General features: G+C 68.1%; 12 protein-coding genes. 2 read left to right on the top strand and 10 right to left on the bottom strand.

Annotated elements, in window-relative coordinates; translation table 11 throughout:
• Window position 1 precedes the first annotated feature (1 nt).
• From ACFPA8_RS05245 to ACFPA8_RS05235, 3 genes are all read right to left on the bottom strand, one after another.
• Complete coding sequence (locus ACFPA8_RS05245) at window positions 2–979, bottom strand: ABC transporter permease (RefSeq protein WP_386443010.1); 978 nt, start codon at window positions 977–979, stop codon at window positions 2–4.
• 141 nt (window positions 980–1,120) lie between these two features.
• Window positions 1,121–2,914, bottom strand: coding sequence for an ABC transporter substrate-binding protein (locus ACFPA8_RS05240; RefSeq protein ID WP_386443007.1), 1,794 nt, complete (start codon window positions 2,912–2,914; stop codon window positions 1,121–1,123).
• 86 nt (window positions 2,915–3,000) lie between these two features.
• Window positions 3,001–4,044, bottom strand: a complete 1,044-nt coding sequence (locus tag ACFPA8_RS05235; protein ID WP_386443005.1) for an ABC transporter permease — start codon at window positions 4,042–4,044, stop codon at window positions 3,001–3,003.
• 475 nt (window positions 4,045–4,519) lie between these two features.
• On the opposite strand from ACFPA8_RS05235, the gene ACFPA8_RS05230 reads away from it, so the two are divergent.
• A complete protein-coding gene (locus tag ACFPA8_RS05230; protein WP_386443002.1) occupies window positions 4,520–5,518 on the top strand; it encodes a hypothetical protein in 999 nt (332 codons plus the stop codon).
• Here ACFPA8_RS05230 and ACFPA8_RS05225 read toward each other — a convergent pair.
• The 7 genes from ACFPA8_RS05225 to ACFPA8_RS05195 all read right to left on the bottom strand — a co-directional run bounded on the left by ACFPA8_RS05225 (window position 5,482) and on the right by ACFPA8_RS05195 (window position 15,892).
• Window positions 5,482–6,606, bottom strand: a complete 1,125-nt coding sequence (locus ACFPA8_RS05225; protein WP_386443000.1) for an ABC transporter ATP-binding protein — start codon at window positions 6,604–6,606, stop codon at window positions 5,482–5,484. The genes ACFPA8_RS05230 and ACFPA8_RS05225 overlap by 37 nt on opposite strands.
• Window positions 6,596–7,624 (bottom strand): ABC transporter ATP-binding protein, encoded by a 1,029-nt coding sequence (locus ACFPA8_RS05220; RefSeq protein ID WP_386442997.1) that lies wholly within the window; start codon window positions 7,622–7,624, stop codon window positions 6,596–6,598. The genes ACFPA8_RS05225 and ACFPA8_RS05220 overlap by 11 nt, the downstream gene beginning before the upstream one ends.
• A gap of 11 nt (window positions 7,625–7,635) precedes the next feature.
• Entirely contained in the window at window positions 7,636–8,673 is a 1,038-nt protein-coding gene (locus ACFPA8_RS05215; protein WP_386442994.1) for an ABC transporter permease, read from the bottom strand.
• Between the two features lie 95 nt (window positions 8,674–8,768).
• Window positions 8,769–9,692, bottom strand: a complete 924-nt coding sequence (locus ACFPA8_RS05210) for an ABC transporter permease (protein ID WP_386442991.1) — start codon at window positions 9,690–9,692, stop codon at window positions 8,769–8,771.
• 14 nt (window positions 9,693–9,706) lie between these two features.
• Window positions 9,707–11,347 carry a peptide ABC transporter substrate-binding protein gene (locus tag ACFPA8_RS05205; protein WP_386442989.1) on the bottom strand — a complete coding sequence of 547 codons (1,641 nt, stop codon included), beginning with the start codon at window positions 11,345–11,347 and terminating at the stop codon, window positions 9,707–9,709.
• Window positions 11,348–11,605: 258 nt separating this feature from the next.
• Window positions 11,606–13,477: a translational GTPase TypA gene (typA, locus tag ACFPA8_RS05200; RefSeq protein ID WP_386442986.1), complete on the bottom strand. Its 1,872-nt coding sequence runs from the start codon at window positions 13,475–13,477 to the stop codon at window positions 11,606–11,608.
• Between the two features lie 186 nt (window positions 13,478–13,663).
• Complete coding sequence (locus ACFPA8_RS05195) at window positions 13,664–15,892, bottom strand: ABC transporter family substrate-binding protein (protein ID WP_386442983.1); 2,229 nt, start codon at window positions 15,890–15,892, stop codon at window positions 13,664–13,666.
• A gap of 258 nt (window positions 15,893–16,150) precedes the next feature.
• On the opposite strand from ACFPA8_RS05195, the gene ACFPA8_RS05190 reads away from it, so the two are divergent.
• Window positions 16,151–17,083: a bifunctional helix-turn-helix transcriptional regulator/GNAT family N-acetyltransferase gene (locus ACFPA8_RS05190; protein WP_386442980.1), complete on the top strand. Its 933-nt coding sequence runs from the start codon at window positions 16,151–16,153 to the stop codon at window positions 17,081–17,083.
• Window positions 17,084–17,312: the final 229 nt, after the last annotated feature.

Below are 17,312 nucleotides of genomic sequence, written 5' to 3'. Positions count from 1 at the left end.
CCTAGGCCAGCCGCACGCGCGGGTCGATGAACGCGTAGGCGGCGTCCACGAGGACGTTGAACAGGACGATGAAGGTCGCCGAGAAGAGCATCACGCCCATCACCATGGGGAGGTCGGTCTGCTCCACGGATTCGACCGCGAGCTTCCCGAGCCCCGGGAGTGAGAACGTCCACTCAGTGATCATCGCGCCGCCGAGCAGGGACCCCAGGTCCACACCGAAGATGGTGACGATCGGGATGAGCGAACCGCGCCAGGCGTAGCGGAAGAAGACGAACTTCCCCGACATGCCCTTCGCCCTGGCCGTGCGGACGTGGTCCTCGGCCAGCTGCTCGATCATCGAAGAACGCGACAGACGCGTGTAGTTCGCGGTGAAGATGATCTGAATGACCATCCAGGGGATGAGCAGCCCCATGAACCAGCCGGCCGGATCCTCGGAGAGGGGCACGTACTTGGGCTGATCGAGAAGTCCCAGGTTGAAGACGAGCAGCGCCATCACCAGCGGCCCGACGAAGTAGATCTGCATCGAGCTGAGCACGAGGGAGGCGGTGCTGAAGACCTTGTCGGCCAGCGTGCCGCGCTTCCAGGCGGCGATCATGCCGGCGCCGAGACCGATGGTGAGGAAGACGACGGCTCCGCCGAGGGACAGCGACACGGTGGTCGGGAAGCGGTCGAGAATGGTGTCCCAGACCGGGTCCGAGTTGGCGAAGGAGTAACCGAAGCACGGGGCGGGGCACGAGCCCTGGGCGAAGTCACGGCCGGTGACGATGCCGGACATGAACTCCCAGTACTGCACCGGTACGGGCTTGTCGATGCCCATGTTCTTGCGGATGACTTCCAGCGCGTCCGGCGTGCAGTTCTTACCGCAGGCGAGCATCGCCGGGTCTCGCGGTATCGCGTAGAAGAGGAAGAACGTGACCGCGCTGATGGCCAGCAGGATCACGATCGCGCCGAGCAGCCGGCGGCTGAAGAAACGTAGCATGACGGAACGCAGCTCTCGTGGGCAGCGGATTCGTGGACGGGGCGACGGGCCGGTGGTGCCCGCCCCCTGGGGGAAGACCCCTGGGGGACCCCCAGGGGGCGGGCACCACCTATGGCGCGAGCAACAGCGTTGTGGGTGCTGTTACTTCTTGATGTACAGCTGGGTCGGGTCGATGCTGCTGATGACGTCGTTCAGGACGGCACCGCCCACCTTCGAACCGTGCAGCTGGATCTGCTTGTAGTACATAAGCGGGATGTCGGGCAGGTCCTCCTTGAGGATGGCGTCCGCGAGCTTGCCCCACTCCTTGGCTGCCTTGTCCGCATCCGTGATCTTGGAGATGCGGTCCATCTCCTTGTTCATCTGCGGGTTGTTGTAGTGCGAGTAGTTCGACGCACCGTCCTGAACCTGACGACCGTCCAGCGTGGGCGGTATCACCGTCGAGGCACTCGGCCAGTCGGCACCCCACGAGGAGTGGTACATGTCGTACTTGTTCTCGGTCTTGCCGATCTGGTCGTAGTAGGTGTCCGACACGATGTCCTTGAGCTGGACGTCGAACCCGGCCTTCGACAGGTTGTCCTTCGCCGCGATGGAGAACTCCTGCCACTCGGGAGAGTTCTGGAAGGCGAAGGTGAGCTTCCTGCCGGTCTCGCCGGCGTCCTTCAGGATCTTCTTGGCCTTCTTGACATCACCCTGCGGGTTCTTGATCTTCCCGTAGGGGTCGGCACCCGTGTGGCCTGCGACGGTCGGGCTGAGGTAGCTGCCGCCGAGCTCGCCGCCGCCGGAACCGCCGAAGGCCTGCATCAGCGACTTCGCGGGCAGGGCGTAGGCGATCGCCTCACGGACCTTCTTGTTCTTCAGGCGGTCCATGTTGAAGGAGATCTTGCCGACGTAGGGCTGGTAGCCCGCCAGCGAGCGCTTCTTCACATCCGGGTTGGAGCGCACCTCCTGCATGCTGGAGGCGTCGACCTGGTTGCTGTAGCTGACCGCGGTCTGGTTCTCGGCGCTGTCGGAGGCGAGCCGCTTGGTGGACGCCTCGTAGGAGACACCGAACTGGATGTCGTGCGAGTCCGGGTAGGCGTGCCGGACCGCGTCCGTCTTCGCGTCCCAGTGCTCGTTGCGGACGAGCTTCATGCTCTTGCCGGACTTGAAGGACTCGATCTTGTACGGACCCGAAGCCACCGGCTTCTTGTCGTACTTCTCCTTCGTGTCGCCCTTCTCCTGGACCGCGGCGTATCCGGCCATACCCAGTGCGTAGGGCAGGTCGGGCTGCGGGTCCTTGAAGTGGAAGACGATGGTCTTGTCGTCCGGCGTCTCGAGGACCTTCTTCGGCAGGTGGTCACCCTTGTAGGGGCCGTCCGGCAGAAGCTTGCGGTAGCCGGTGCCGCTCTTGCCGGCCAGCCACTGCTGGATGAAGACCGGGCCCTCCGAGATGAACGGCGCGAACTGCCGCTCGAAGGTGTGCCGGATGTCCTTGGACGTGATCGGGGAGCCGTCCTCCCACTTGACCCCGTCCTTCAGCTCGTACGTCCAGGTCCGGTCACCGTCGGACGACTGGCCGCTGTCCTTGGCGAGGTCGCCGACGACGGTGTACTTGCCGCTGTTGTCGCGCTTGTAGGTGGTCAGACGACGGTGGATGAGGGTCGACATGGTGCCCTCGTCGCTGACGTACATCTGCGCGGGGTCGAGGTGGGCGAAGCTGTCACGCTGGTAGACGGTCAGCTTGCCGCCCTTCTGCGCGCCCTTGACCGCCTCGGCGGGACCCGTCGAGGCCTGCTCGTCGCCGAACTCGTACTTGACCTGCTGCTTGGCGGCGTCTTCCTTGCTCACGCCCCCGTCGTCGCCGCCACCGCCGCTGCTGCATCCGGTGAGGATGAGCGCGCCTGCGGCGAGCCCGACGACGGAGACGCGCGCCGTACGCATCCTGAATCTGCTCATGGTGGTGGTAGCACCTGCCTGTCGATTGTCCGTTGCTGCCTGACTGATGCGGTGCCGGGGTGGCAGCGCCCCCCTCTTCTCGGTCGTCAACGTCCCGATTTCGGGTCGAAGGCGTCCCTGACCGAGTCCCCGAGCAGGTTGAACGCGACGATGAAGATCACCATCGCGACGCCGGGGAAGATCATGTAAGTGATGTCGCTCTGGTACACCTCGGCGCCGGTCGCGAACATCCGGCCCCAGTCGGGGGTGGAGTTCTGCATGCCCACTCCGAGGAAGGAGAGACCGGCGACGGCAGTGACGAAGTTGGGAAGCATGTAGGTCGACTGCACCAGGATGGGCGTGACCACGTTCGGCAGCAGCTCCTTGCGGATGATCCGCCAGGGCGGGGTGCCGGCGACCTTGGCCGCCTCGATGAACTCCCGCTCCCGCAGGGTCAGTACCTGACCGCGCAGCAGCCGCGCCAGCGTCATCCAGCCCAGCAGCCACATGACGAAGATCAGCACGCAGGCCCGGAGCCACGTGGGCATCTCGTCCTGGGGGTCGACCATCAGGGCCCCGATGACGGGGACGAAGGCGACGAAGAAGAGCTGGTTCGGGAAAGACATCATCAGGTCGGTGATCCGGCCGAGGAAGTAGTCCGTCTTGCCGCCCATGTAGCCGCCGGCGACACCGATCACGATGGCCAGCAGGACCGAGAGGATCGTGATGACGACGGCCAGCGAGAGCGACGTGCGCATGCCGTAGACCAGCTGCATGAAGACGTCGCGGCCCAGACCCGGTTCGAGGCCGAACCAGTGCTCGGCGTCGATGCCGCCGTTGGGCTTGATCGGGTAGCCGTTGTCGTTGAGCAGGCCCTCTTCGAGCTGCCCGTACCGCGTCCAGGGGTCCTTGCCGTACAGCCAGGAGATCACCGGCGCGAAGGCGGCGACGGCGAACATCGAGAGAACGACACATGCCGATATGACGCCTGTGCGGTCACGCTTGAACCGCATCCACATCAGTTGGCCGGGGGACCGGCCCACCTGCTGGTCTTTGCTGCCTTCGCGGCCGACCGGCTCGGTGGTCAGGCCGACGCCGTCGGGATCTGGGGTCTCTGCCCCGGCGATCGCGGCCTGGGATGGACTTGTCATCGTGATTGCGCCCCCGCGCTCGTCATCTATGCGGATAGATCCGGCTGTTGGCCAGCTGGCATTGGGTGCCATGGGTTGAGGAGACTTTGCAAGTGAATAACTGCTCAGTCAAGGGGTACCGGCGGCAGCATGTGGACCCCGAGCGCATAGTGAGCGAAGGTTTTGCAGATTGAGGTCACAGCGTGCTTGACGGCCCTCGGGCCTAATAGACATATGGTCATAAGCGCGCCTGAAACGCTTTAACATGGCCGCAACTCAGTTGTCGCCGCTCCGATATACGAACTCGCCACCCTGAACTCCGTACGGCCGTGCGGGTGCCGTAGGACCGGGCCGGGGCCGTGCAGCCCCGGCCCGGTCGCCGTGAGCAGCGGCAGTAGGCTTGTCCGATGCTGTACCGGATCTGCCGCCGCGAGCAACTGCGGACCGGCCGGTGGAAGGTGCGGCGCACGGGTATCCGTACCGCGGGGGGCGGGACATGAGTCGGTTCACCACGCTGAGACCCGGAGCGCACACCGCGGGCGCGGCCTTGCTCGCGGCGCTCGCCGCGCTGGACCTCGTCTGGATCGTCCGCGACTTCAGCAAGGCCGCCGACGTCACCGACGCCTGGTGGATGTGGTCCGGGCTGCTCTTCCGCGCCCAGGACGGTATCTGGACCAGCTCGTTCGTGGAGCCGACACTGCTGGTTCTCTACACCGTCTGCGCGGTCACAGCCCTGCTCTCCTCCGCGACCGCGGGCATCCTCCTCTCCACAGGCGCACTGACGATCCTGCTGCGCGTCCCCACCCTGTGGAACCTGAACGCCAGTTGGGTCCAGGGCGGCGTCTCGGACGGACTGCGGACCAAGGTCCTGATCAGCGACATCGCCATGCTCGTCCTGGCTGTCGCGCTGATCGTCACAGCAGTCGCCGGCCGCGGCCCGGCCGGCGGAGCCCGCACCGGCGCCGATGCCGCCGCCTCCCCCGGCAGCCGCCACGACGTTCCCGCCCGCCCCACACCCGCGGGCGGCCTCGCCGCGTCGGTGCTGCTGGCCGCGGTGGCCGTGGTGCTCATCTCCTGGGAGGTCCGCTCGTGGGCGGAGCAGGGCTGGGACACGTACTCGGACCACTTCACAGGCGACCGCACCCTGGTCACGCTCCTGGCCGTGCCCGAGAGTTGGTACGGCTGGTCGCTCGCGCTGCTCGCGGCCGGCGGCTCGGTCGCCGCCTTCCGGCGCTCGCACCTCGCCCGGCCGCTGGGCATGACCGTATGCGCCCCCCTGCTCGGACTCGGGCTTTTCCGCCTCTCGTTCGCGGCGAAGGCCGGTCTCCTGGAGAGCATCGGCACCCTCGGCCTGCGCGACCGGCTGTCGATGGCCACGTCCCTGTTCGAGGTTCTCGTGTCGCTCGCCGTGCTGCTCGCTCTCGCGGGCCGCGGCGGACAGGCTTCCGGAGCCGCTCCTCACTCCGGGACGATCCGCTCCTTCTCCTCCGCGTAGTGGCAGGCCGAGGGGTGGTGCGCGGGCCCCTCCGCATGCGCGAAGCCCGCGGGGACCTCCAGCGGCGGTTCCTCCCGCGCACAGCGTTCCGTCGCCTTCCAGCAGCGCGTGCGGAACCGGCAGCCGGACGGCGGATTCGCCGGGGAAGGGACCTCTCCCTCCAGCACGATGCGCGTACGCTGCTCCCCCGCCGCCGGGTCCGGTACGGGCACCGCCGAGAGCAGGGCCTGGGTGTACGGGTGGGTGGGGTGTTCGTAGATCTCGCGCTCCGTACCGATCTCGACGATCTTGCCGAGGTACATGACGCCGACCCGGTCGGAGATGTGCCGCACGACGGAGAGGTCGTGTGCGATGAAGACGTAGGAGAGACCGAACTCGTCCTGCAGCCGCTCCATCAGGTTCACCACCTGCGCCTGGACCGAGACGTCCAGGGCCGAGACCGGCTCGTCCGCGACGATGATCTCCGGCCGGAGCGCCAGCCCGCGGGCGATGCCGATGCGCTGCCGCTGGCCCCCGCTGAACTGGTGCGGATAGCGGTTGACGTACTCGGGGTTGAGTCCCACCACGTCCAGCAGTTCCTGCACCCTTCGGCGCCGCTCGCCGCGAGGGGCCGCTTCGGGGTGGATGTCGAAGGGTTCACCGACGATGTCGCCGACCGTCATGCGGGGGTTGAGTGACGTGTAGGGGTCCTGGAAGACCATCTGGATGTTGCGCCGTACGGCTTTGAGCGCGCGGCCGGAGAGACGCGTGACGTCCTCGCCCTTGTACCGGATGCTGCCGGCGGTCGGCGCCTCCAGGCTCGTCACCAGCTTGGCCACCGTCGACTTGCCGCAGCCCGACTCCCCCACGAGGCCGAGCGTTTCGCCGGGGCGCAGGTCGAACGAGACGCCGTCGACGGCTCTGACCGCACCCACGTGCCGTCTGACGACGACGCCCTGGGTGAGCGGGAAGTGCTTGACCAGGCCGCGCACTTCGAGGATCGCCTCGCGCGGCTCGTACGAGGGCGCTGCCGGGGACGTGTCCGGCAGTGCGTCCGGGCCCTCTTCGTCCTGGGTCTGTGCCGTCCCGCCCAGGCTGTCACTCTGCATCGAGCAGCTCCTCCCAGAAGTGGCAGGCGCTGGCCCTGCCCCGGCCGGCCTCGTACAGCGGCGGCTCGTCCGCGTGGCAGACCGGGCGCGCCATGGGGCAGCGCGGGTGGAAGCTGCACCCCGGGGGAATGCGGAGCAGGCTCGGCGGCAGGCCCTTCACCGCGTCGAGCTGCTGCCCTTTCTGGTCGAGCCGCGGGATGGAGTCGAGCAGGCCCTTCGTGTACGGGTGCGCGGGCGTCCGGTAGAGCTCGCGGACCGGTGCCGACTCCACGATCCGTCCGGCGTACATGACGACGATCTTGTCCGCGACGTCGGCGACGACGCCGAGATCGTGCGTGATCAGGACAAGCCCCATGCGGTACTCGCGCTGCAGGTCCGCCAGCAGCTCCATCACCTGGGCCTGGACCGTGACGTCCAGGGCGGTGGTCGGTTCGTCCGCGATGATCAGCCGGGGCTCGAGGGCCAGCGCCATGGCGATCATGATGCGTTGCCGCATGCCGCCGCTGAACTGGTGCGGATAGTCGTCGACGCGCGCCCGTGCGGCGGGGATCCGCACGCGCTCCATCAGTTCGACGGCCTTGGCCTTGGCCTCCTTGCGCGAGGTGCCGCGGTGCACGCGGAACATCTCACCCAGCTGATACCCCACGCTGAGGACGGGATTGAGCGCCGACAGGGCGTCCTGGAAGATCATCGCCATGCGCGCGCCGCGGACCGTGCGGCGCTCCTCCGCCGACAGCTTGAGCAGATCCCGCCCCTCGAAGAGGATCCGGCCTCCGGTGATCCGGCCGGGCGGCGTGTCGAGAATCCCCATCACCGCCTGAGCCGTCACGGACTTGCCGGAACCGGACTCGCCGAGCACCGCCAGCGTCTCGCCCTCCCCGACGTCGAGACTCACGCCGTTGACGGCCTTCGCGACGCCGTCCCGGGTGCGGAACTCCACGTGCAGGTCCCGTACTTCGAGCAGCTGCGCCGGCCCGGAGGGCGGGGGCGGCACCGGCTGTGCCTCGGTCTGTGTCACGTACGCCTCCGTCAGCGCAGCTTGGGGTCGAGGGCGTCGCGCACCGCGTCGCCGAGCATGATGAACGCCAGGACGGTCAGGCTCAGCGCCGCCGCGGGATAGAGCAGGATGTGCGGCGCGTTGCGGAACTGCATCCCCTGCGAGGCGTCGGAGATGTCGGCGCCCCAGGAGACGGTCGGGGGCTGCAGGCCGACGCCGAGATAGCTGAGGGTCGCCTCCAGCGCGATGTAGGTGCCCAGTGCGATGGTCGCGGTGACGATCACGGGGGCGACGGCGTTCGGGAGGATGTGCCTGACCAGCATCCGGGCGTTGCCGGCGCCCAGCGCACGCGCGGCCAGCACGTAGTCGTTCTGCTTCGCGGAGATGACCGAGCCGCGGGCGATACGGGCGATCTGCGGCCATCCCAGCAGCACGATGAACGCGATCACCGTCCACACCGAACGGCTCCCCGTCATGGAGAGGAAGACCAGCCCGCCGAGCATGATCGGGATGCCGAAGAAGACGTCGGTCACGCGCGAGAGCAGCGCGTCCCACCAGCCGCCGAAAAAGCCCGCCAGTCCGCCGAGCACCGAGCCGGCGACCGCGACACCCAGCGTGGCGCACACACCGACGGTCACGGACGTACGGGCGCCGTAGACCACGCGCGTGTAGACGTCGCAGCCCTGGGTGTCGTAGCCGAACCAGTGGCCGGGCGAGGCCGGGTCGAGGGACTTGTTCAGCCGGCAGGACAGCGGATTGCGGGTCGCGATCAGCTCCGGCCAGACCGAGATGAGGACCAGGAAGAGGATCAGCAGCGCGGAGACGACGAAGACCGGGTTGCGGCGCAGATCGTGCCAGGCGTCCGACCAGAGGCTGCGCGCGTGCCCGCCCGGCTCGGGCTCGGACGGGACGGCGGGGCTCCGCGGTCCCTCGCCGCCGGAGCCGACGGGTTCGGCGGCCGCACCCGCCGTGCCCGCGCCTCGTGCCGCTCCCGCTGCTCCCGCTGCTCCCGCTGCCCCCGCGGGAGGTTCGTCGGCCGCGGACGGGCTCTCCGGTGCACGTTCAACCATGCGGCACCCCCTCGGGCGACAGCACTGCGGTACGGGACGGCGCGGGGTACGCGCCGGGAGCGTTCAGGGGCTCGGAGGTACCGGTGGGCTCGGGCTCACGCATAGCGGATCCTCGGGTCGAGGACGGCGTAGAGGAGGTCGACGACCAGATTCGCGAGCAGGAAGACGATCACGAGGATGGTCACGAAACCGACGACGGTCGGCGAGTTCTGCCGCACGATGCCCTGCCAGAGCTGGAAGCCGACCCCCTGGATGTTGAAGATCCGCTCCGTGACGAGGGCGCCCGCCATGAGGTTGCCGACGTCCGTCCCGAGGAACGTCACCACGGGGATCAGCGAGTTGCGCAGCAGGTGCCGCACCGTGACGCGCGAACGCGGCAGCCCCTTGGCGAGCGCGGTGCGTACGTAGTCCGCCCGTGAGTTCTCACTGATGGACGTACGGGTGAGACGTGTGACGTACGCCAGCGACAGCAACGCCAGGACCACCCCCGGCAGCAGCAGCTCGCCGACCGGTGCTGCCGGGGAGACGGCGGGCGCGATCCATCCCCACTTCACTCCCAGCAGGTACTGCACGAGCGTGCCGGTCACGAACGTGGGCACCGAGATGACGACCAGCGTCAGCATCAGCACGGAACTGTCGACCGGACGGCCACGGCGCAGCCCGGTGATCACACCGAGGGCGATCCCGAAGACGATCTCGATGACGATGGCGATGACGGCGAGCCGCAACGTGACGGGGAAGGCGGTGCTCATCAGCTGTGTGACGGGCTGTCCGTTGAACGCGTTGCCGAAGTCACCGGTGAAGATGTCCGTCATGTAGAGCAGGTACTGCTGCCACACCGGCTTGTCGAGGTTGAATTCGGCACGCAGCTGTGCGGCCGTGGCGGGGTCGGGTGCCCGTTCGCCGAACATCGCGTTGACCGGGTCGCCGACCGCGTACACCATCACGAAGATGAGGAACGTGGTCCCGATGAACACCGGGGCCATCTGGATCAGTCGCCTGACGACGTAGCGCCCCACCGCTGTTCACGCTCTCACTTGACTCTGATGTCGGTGAACACCGGGACGGAGAAGGGATTCAGCCGTACGTCGCTGACCCTCTCCGAGTAGCCGGCGTTGCCGTCCTGGTACCAGAGGGGAATGGCGGGGAGGTCCTCCAGCACGATCTGCTCGGCCTCCTGGAACTTCTTCACCGCCTCCTGCTCTCCGGACTCGTTGGCCTCGTTGATGAGACCGTCCACGCGCTTGTCGGTGTAGCCGGTGTCGTTGGAGGAGGCCCCGGTGTAGTACAGCGGCTGCAGGAAGTTCTGGATCAGCGGGTAGTCCATCTGCCAGCCGGTACGGAAGAGGCTCTTCAGCTTCTTGTCGGCGATGTCCTTCCGGAATTCGCCGAAGGTCGGGACGGGATTGACGCTGCAGGCGTCGTTCTTGTCGAGGGCGTTGTTGATGCTGTTGCACACGGCGTCCATCCACTGCCGGTGCGAGCCGGTGTCGACGTTCGAGGTGATGCTGACCTTCCCGCCGGGCAGTCCGCCCGCGTCCTCGATCAGCTTCTTCGCCTTCTTCGGGTCGTACGTGCAGGTCTCGCCGCACAGCCCGGGCTTGTACCCCCCGGACTTCTTGATGACGGGAGAAGTGAGGTCCGAGGCCGGCTTGCGAGTGCCGTGGTAGATCTTCTGCGTCACCTCGTCACGGTTGATGGCCATCGACAGGCCGCGCCGTACCTGCTTGGCCTTCCCGGTCTGCCACTCCTTCTTGTAGAGCGGGAAGGAGAGGGTCTGCAGAAGTCCGGCGGGCTGATTGATGTAGCGGCCGCCGAGGTCCTTCTCCGCGTTCTTCAACTGCCCCGCGGGCAGTTCGTCGAAGACGTCGAGGTTGCCTGCCTGGAGGTCGGTGTAGCCGGTGTTCTGGTCGGTGTAGACCTTCAGCTCGACACCCTTGTTCCTGGGCTTGTCGGGGCCTGCGTACTCCTTGTTCACCGACAGCCGCATGGCCTGGCCCTGTGTGTAGGAGTCGATCTTGTACGGGCCGTTCCCGACCGGCTTCTTGAGCCACGCCTGGTGGTCGGTGAAGAACTTCTCCGGCAGCGGCGAGAAGGCCGCGTAGCCCAGGGTGTCCGGCCAGAGGGAGAACTTCTGGTTGAGCTTCACCTTGAAGGAGTGCTTGCCCGTCACCTTCAGCCCGGACATCGTCTTCGCCTTGGGCTCGGCGTTCTCGTCCGTGGGGTGCACGTCGTCATAGCCGTCGATGTACTCGAAGAAGTACGAGTTCACCTGCTTGTTGGTGACGAGCGCACCGTAGTTCCACGCGTCGACGAACGACTTGGCCGTCACCGGTGAACCGTCGGAGAACTTCCAGTCCTTCTTCAGGGTGATGTCGAAGTTCTGCTGGTCGTCCGTCTCGACCGACTCGGCCACGGCGTTCTCCGCCTTGCCGGTGTCGGGGTTGTAGCGCTTGAGCCCCCGGAAGGTCATCTCCAGGACCTTGCCGCCCTGGACCTCGTTGGTGTTGGACGGCTCCAGCGGGTTCTGCGGGTCGGTCCAGAAGGCCCGTACGACGCCGGCCGACGATCCGGCGGCAGCGCCCCCACCACCTCCCCCGCCGCACCCGGCAGCCGCCAGGGTGACTGCCGTCGCACAGCCGACTGCCCACGTGAGACGCGTGGCTCCGCGCATGGGTGCCTCCTCGGTACCGCAGACGTCTTGCCTTGCGGACCAATTAACACCCTTTGTGCATTTTCATCTCGGCGTCGCGGCGGCCGTACGCACGCGGCCCGGACGGAAACAGCCCCGTGCGGCACGGGATTTCGGGCCTCGCGGGATACAGCGGCCCGCGACAAACTGTGGCCCCTCGTTCGTCCGGGAGGGTTACCGGAGGAAGAGGGGCCACGACGGCCGGGGTCCCGGCGGAGTGCCGGGACGGGACGGACGGCTTCAGCGCTTGGCGCGGGCCGCCGCCCGTGACCGTGCCTTCTGGTCGAGCTCGACCTTGCGGATGCGCACGGTGTCGGGAGTGACCTCGATGCATTCGTCCTCGCGGCAGAACTCCAGCGACTGCTCCAGCGAGAGCTTCCGGGGCGGAACGAGATTCTCCGTCGTATCGGCCGCGGCCGCGCGCATGTTGGTGAGCTTCTTCTCCTTGGTGATGTTCACGTCCATGTCGTCGGACCGTGAGTTCTCACCGACGATCATGCCCTCGTAGACCTCGGTGCCCGGCTCGATGAAGATCGTTCCACGCTCCTGGAGGTTCATCATGGCGAACGGCGTCGCAGAACCCGGCCGGTCGGCGACCAGCGATCCGCTCCGCCGCGTACGCAGCTCCCCGAACCACGGCTCGTGTCCCTCGAAGAGACTGTGCGCGATGCCGGTGCCCCGCGTCTCCGTCAGGAACTCCGTACGGAACCCGATCAGCCCGCGGGCGGGGACGATCCACTCCATGCGGATCCAGCCCGATCCGTGGTTCGTCATCGTCTCCATGCGCCCCTTGCGCGTGGCCATCAGCTGAGTGATGGCGCCCATGTACTCCTCGGGGGCGTCGATCGTCATGCGCTCCACCGGCTCGTGCAGCTTGCCGTTGATCTCCCTCGTGACGACCTCGGGCTTGCCGACGGTCAGCTCGAAGCCCTCCCGGCGCATGGTCTCCACGAGGATGGCGAGCGCCAGCTCACCGCGGCCCTGCACCTCCCAGGCGTCGGGACGTTCCGTGGGAAGGACACGCAGCGAGACGTTGCCGACCAGCTCGCGCTCCAGACGGTCCTTCACCAGCCGGGCCGTCACCTTGTGGCCCTTGCCGCCCTTGCCGACGAGCGGCGAGGTGTTCGTGCCGATCGTCATCGAGATCGCCGGCTCGTCGACGGTGATGAGCGGCAGCGCGACGGGGTTCTCCGGGTCCGCGAGGGTCTCCCCGATCATGATGTCGGGGATGCCGGCGACGGCGCAGATGTCGCCCGGCCCCGCCTCCTCGGCGGGCTTGCGGGTCAGCGCGTCCGTCATCATCAGCTCGGTGATGCGGACGCTCTGCTCGCTCCCGTCACGCTTCATCCAGGTGACGGTCTGCCCCTTCTTCAGCGTGCCGTTCTTCACGCGCAGCAGCGCGATGCGGCCGAGGAAGTTGTCGGCGTCGAGGTTGGTGACGTGGGCCTGGAGCGGCGCGTCCTCCTCGTACGTGGGGGCGGGGACCGTCTCCAGCAGCGTGGTGAAGAAGGGTTCGAGACTGTCGCTGTCGGCGGGGACGGTGCCGTCCTCGGGCTGCGTCAGCGAGGCGATGCCGTCCCGTGCGCACGCGTAGACGATGGGGAACTCGATCTGCTCCTCGTCCGCGTCGAGGTCGAGGAAGAGGTCGTAGGTGTCGTCGACGACTGCGGCGATGCGGGCGTCCGAACGGTCCGTCTTGTTGATGCAGAGGATGACCGGGAGCCGCGCTTCGAGCGCCTTGCGCAGGACGAACCGGGTCTGCGGCAGCGGGCCCTCCGAGGCGTCGACCAGCAGTACGACGGCGTCCACCATCGACAGGCCGCGCTCGACCTCGCCGCCGAAGTCGGCGTGGCCGGGGGTGTCGATGATGTTGATGACGACCGAGTCGCCGCTGCCCTTCGGGTGGTACTTGACCGCGGTGTTCTTCGCGAGGATGGTGATGCCCTTCTCGCGCTCGAGGTCGTTCGAGTCCATCATGCGGTCGTCGACGGACTCCAGCTGGTGCGCGGCGAATGTCCCGGCCTGCTTGAGCATGGCGTCGACCAGGGTGGTCTTCCCGTGGTCGACGTGGGCGACGATGGCGACGTTGCGGATGTCATGGCGCGTGGGCATGGCTGACTGCGCTTCTCCCGGATCGTGGGTGCGGCGCGGTGCGTAGGTGCCTCTCACGCGCCCTGCCGGGCAGATCTCGCCGCGGCTCCGTCGACCATCGTAAGGGCCGACCACCCTGCGGCCTATTTCAGGCCTCGTTCCGGGCCCCCCGGGAGCGCCTCGTTCCGCGGCCCCCGGGGGCGGTGGTCACTGCTTCTCGTAGCCGATGTCCTGGTAGCGCGGCGTCTCGAATCCGAAAGCGCCGGCGTTGGCGATCTTCTCCCTGGCGGCGACCAGCTGCGGCCGCTGGTACAGCGGCACTGATCCCGCGGCGGCCCAGATCCGGGCGTCCGCACGCTTGATCAGGTCGTTGCGGGCGTCGTCGTCCAGTTCCGCGGAAGCCTGGTCGAAGAGCTGGTCGATCTGGTTCGTTCCGACGCGCGTGTAGTTCTGCTCCACCAGCAGCGATCCGTCCGCAGCGGCCGCCGGCTTGGCGTAGATGGGACGTGCGTCGGTGGCGGGGTAGGCGGTGCCGGGCCACGAGTAGAGCGCCAGGTCGTAGTCCCCCTGGGCGATGTGGCTGCCGAAGTAGTCCTCGTCGGCGACCTTCTTCATCTGCGTACGGACCCCGATGCGGGTCAGTTCTCTGGCGATGCGCGCCCCGGTGGCCCTGATCGACTCCGACCCCGGCCCCGCCGGAAGCACGAAGCGCAGCGTGAGCGGCTTGCCCTCCTTGGTCCGCTGCGTCTTCGCCCCGCCGTCGGACAGCAGCCGCAGCTCGTCCGCGTCCGCGCGTGCGCGGGTGGCCTTCTTCAGCGCGGCACGCGCCTTGCGGATCCGGCTTTCCGAACCGCTCTCCTGCGCCTTGCGCAGCTGTACGCGAGCCGCCTGGGTCAGGACGGATGCCCGCTGTCCGGCCGTGACCGAGGACAGGTTGAGGGGCTGCCCGGCGAGGCGGGCGGCCTCGGCTGCGCCGACGGGGGCGAGGGCGGGCGCCCCGGCGGCGCGGTTCTCGCTCTTCTCACCCTTCTCGCTCTTCTCGCTCTTTTCTCCCTTCTCGCTCTTCTCTCCGTCACGCTTGCCGTCGTCCGCCTTCTTCGCGTCCGCACCCTCCGTGGGGCGCGACTCCGCCGAGCCGTCCTTCCAGCCGGCCTCGGCCAGCAGCGACTGCGCCGACTCCACATCCTGGTCACCGAGAGCGTCGCTGTTGTCGGCGTAACCGTCCTGGTCGATCATCCGCAGATGGCTGCCGAGAGGCTTGACGGGCAACCCCGTCCCGCGGAGGGCCTTCTCGGCGAGTGCTTCGCGGTCGATGGCGCGGGCGACTGCACGGCGTACGCGCTCGTCCGCGAGGGGACCGTCGGCGCCGTTGAGCGCGAGCTGGGTGTAGGCGGGCTCGAAGGCGTGCCGTACGGCGATGTGACGCAGGTTCCGGTCGTGCACGGCGCGCTTCCGCGCCTCCTTGGCCGAGGAGGACCCGCGCTTGCCGTCACCGCGCTCGCCGTCGTGCTTCGACTTGCTCTTGGCGTCCTCCCCGCCCGCCTCGCCCTTGTGGGCGCGGACGATGCGGCGGAGCGTGGAGACGTCGATCTCCGCCAGGTCCAGCTTTCCGCGGGCCAGCGCGGACTTCCGCTCGTCCCGCGGTACGACGCGCAGCACGATCCGCTTCAGCTTGGCGGGGTCGCCCCACCAGTCCTTGTTGCGTACGAGAGTGACCGAGGTGTCGCTCCTGCGGATCCTCCGGGCCTTGAACGGTCCGGCCGACGCCGGCAGCGAGGCGCGGGCCCCCCGTTTGAAGCCCTTCGCGCTGCCCATCACCGACTTCGGGTACAGCGGCGTGAACAGCGACTTCCAGTCCGCGTAGGGCTTGCGGAAGACGACCTTCACCTCGTGGGCGCCCTGCCCCCTGGTGACCTTCTTGATCCGGTCGTAGCCGGCGTTGCGGGCCGCACCGTAGGAGTTCTTCTTGCCCCCCAGCGCCTTCCACTGCGCCTTGAAGTCGGCGACCCCGATCGAACGTCCGGTGCTCCACCGCGCCTTGGGGTTCAGCTTGTAGACCACCGTCTGCCGGGGCTCCTTCTCGGTGACGTCCGCCGCCTCCAGGAAGTCCGTGTTGAGCTGCGGCCGTGCCGCCGGGTCGAGGGTGAAGAGGGAGGGCAGCGTCGCGCCCGTGACACGTTCCGTGCTCGCGTCGGCGGCGGGCTGGAAGGCGTTGAGCGTCCGGGGCAGCGAGTCGACGGCCCAGCGCATCGTTCCGCCCGAGGCGACCTGTTCACGTCCCACGTGCGGGACGTCCCTCGACGCACCGCTTCCGCCGCCCTCGGACGACGGGCCGTCCTCGCTGGACGTGCACGCGGCCAGCGGGAGCAGCGCGCCGGCCATGAGGAGTGCGAGGGATCGCCGAGTGGCTGTGTCGAGGGCTGGCACGGCTTTCATGGCTGACCTCCGGGGCTGACCGCGGACCGACTGTCCGTACACGCCCTGCCTGCGCGGACACGTTCGGCGGCATAGGCGTTTCATCACGTCTACGGCCCACTGAAAGCGAGGCCGCTCGCCCTGGCGCGCGGACTCGGCCGGGTGCCACGGCATGCCACCCGTGCGTGGCAGAAAGACCCGGCACAGGGCCGGGAAGAGGGATATCTTTGACTCAGTCAAAGATTGGGGGGGCGGATGCCCACGGAAGCCGTTCAAGAGATGCGTGCGTTCAACCGCTTCTACACCAACCTCATCGGCGCGCTGGACTACAGCCGTCACCTCCACACGCCGTACACCCTCACCGAGGCCCGCGTGCTGTACGAACTGGCGCACTCCGCGCAGACGGACGCCGCGGACCTGCGCGCCGCGCTCTCCGTGGACGCCGGGCAACTGAGCCGCATGCTCGGCCGGTTCGAGAAGAAGGGGCTCGTCCAGCGCGAACCCTCCGCGCGGGACGGACGGCGCCTGAGCGTCCACCTGACGGAGGACGGCAGGGGTGCGGCCGAACAGCTGGAGGTGCGTTCGCAGAGCGCTGTCGAATCGCTGCTCGCCCGCATTCCGGAGCCGGACCGTGACGTGCTGACGGAGACGCTGCGCACGGCCCGCGCCATACTCGACGGCCGCGGCACCGGCGGCAGCCGCCGAAGCGCCCGTGGCGGCGAGGAGGCCGCGCGGACGAAACTGCGGGCACCGCGCCCCGGCGATCTGGGCTGGATCGTCGAACGCAACGCCGCCGTCTACGCCGACGAGTTCTCCTGGGACGGCACCTACGAAGCACTGGTCGCCCGGATCGTCGCCCAGTTCGCCGAGGGGCACGATCCGCAGCGGGAGGCCGTCTGGATCGCCGAGCTGGACGGACGCAGGGCGGGCTGCGTGATGTGCGTCGCCGACGAGGCTCCCGGCACGGCGCGTCTTCGGCTGCTGCTCGTCGACCCCGGCGCCCGCGGCCACCGCCTCGGGGACCGTCTCGTCGACGAGTGCGTGGCCTTCGCGCGGAGCGCGGGGTACAGCGAGCTGGTGCTGTGGACGAACGACGTGCTGGCCGCCGCCCGGCGCATCTATCAGCGGGCGGGGTTCGAACTCGTCAAGGAGGAGCCGCACCACAGCTTCGGGCACGACCTGGTCGGCCAGGACTGGCGGCTGACGCTCTGAGTCCGGCGCCCTTCCCTCTCTCTTCCGCTCTGTTCCTCTTGTTCTGCTTTCTGCTCTTCCGACGGTCCAACTGCACCCGCACGGCGCGTAGTTGCCCGAAGCAGGCGGTGCCGGCACCCCGCACCGGCACCCCTCACGCATACGCCGACCGGGTGACGGGAATCGGTGATCGTGCCCCGGACGAGGTAAACCCGTGCAGCGCCCTTCACAACGGGGAGAGTGACGCGCG

The sequence above is a fragment of the Streptomyces ovatisporus genome (assembly GCF_042653885.1).
GTDB classification, from domain to species: domain Bacteria; phylum Actinomycetota; class Actinomycetes; order Streptomycetales; family Streptomycetaceae; genus Streptomyces; species Streptomyces ovatisporus.
Note: the sequence above shows the minus strand (reverse complement) of the source record. Positions and strands in the feature narration are given on the sequence as shown.

Excerpts from the sequence above, each read along its gene's own strand:
- ACFPA8_RS05245 (WP_386443010.1), bottom strand. The coding sequence starts at position 979 with ATGCTACGTTTCTTCAGCCGCCGGCTGCTCGGCGCGATCGTGATCCTG.
- ACFPA8_RS05240 (WP_386443007.1), bottom strand. The coding sequence starts at position 2,914 with ATGAGCAGATTCAGGATGCGTACGGCGCGCGTCTCCGTCGTCGGGCTC.
- ACFPA8_RS05235 (WP_386443005.1), bottom strand. The coding sequence starts at position 4,044 with ATGACAAGTCCATCCCAGGCCGCGATCGCCGGGGCAGAGACCCCAGAT.
- ACFPA8_RS05230 (WP_386443002.1), top strand. The coding sequence starts at position 4,520 with ATGAGTCGGTTCACCACGCTGAGACCCGGAGCGCACACCGCGGGCGCG.
- ACFPA8_RS05225 (WP_386443000.1), bottom strand. The coding sequence starts at position 6,606 with ATGCAGAGTGACAGCCTGGGCGGGACGGCACAGACCCAGGACGAAGAG.
- ACFPA8_RS05215 (WP_386442994.1), bottom strand. The coding sequence starts at position 8,673 with ATGGTTGAACGTGCACCGGAGAGCCCGTCCGCGGCCGACGAACCTCCC.
- ACFPA8_RS05205 (WP_386442989.1), bottom strand. The coding sequence starts at position 11,347 with ATGCGCGGAGCCACGCGTCTCACGTGGGCAGTCGGCTGTGCGACGGCA.
- typA (WP_386442986.1), bottom strand. The coding sequence starts at position 13,477 with ATGCCCACGCGCCATGACATCCGCAACGTCGCCATCGTCGCCCACGTC.
- ACFPA8_RS05195 (WP_386442983.1), bottom strand. The coding sequence starts at position 15,892 with ATGAAAGCCGTGCCAGCCCTCGACACAGCCACTCGGCGATCCCTCGCA.
- ACFPA8_RS05190 (WP_386442980.1), top strand. The coding sequence starts at position 16,151 with ATGCGTGCGTTCAACCGCTTCTACACCAACCTCATCGGCGCGCTGGAC.